The following is a 350-nucleotide window of genomic DNA, read 5'->3' on the forward strand; positions in this document are numbered from 1 at the left end:
TGCCGGCCATCACCGTCCTGCCCAGGCCCCGACCCGGACCCCGGCCATCGAAGGCAGTAGTGCCGCATGACGGCGGTGCTGGAGGTCGAGCGCAGCCCAGTCCGCGCGCCGGCCGAGGTACCCGCGCCCCGGGAGTCGCGCTGGCGGTACCACCGGAAAAGCCTGCTGATCCTGGGACCGCTGCTGCTCGTGGCGGGGCTGGTCAACGGGTGGAACCTGCACGGCTGGCCCGGCCGGGTCAACGACGACGAGGGCACCTACGTCAACCAGGCATGGGCCATGCTCGACCACGGCGCGCTCTCCCACTACACGTACTGGTACGACCACCCGTTCCTCGGCTGGGCCATCAT

General features: G+C 70.9%; 1 pseudogene. It reads left to right on the forward strand.

The features are described from left to right. Nucleotides 1-66: 66 nt before the first annotated feature. Nucleotides 67-350, forward strand: a pseudogene (locus tag IEZ31_RS55890) (ArnT family glycosyltransferase); the annotation flags it as partial.

The sequence above is a fragment of the Dactylosporangium sucinum genome (assembly GCF_014647515.1).
GTDB classification, from domain to species: Bacteria; Actinomycetota; Actinomycetes; order Mycobacteriales; family Micromonosporaceae; genus Dactylosporangium; species Dactylosporangium sucinum.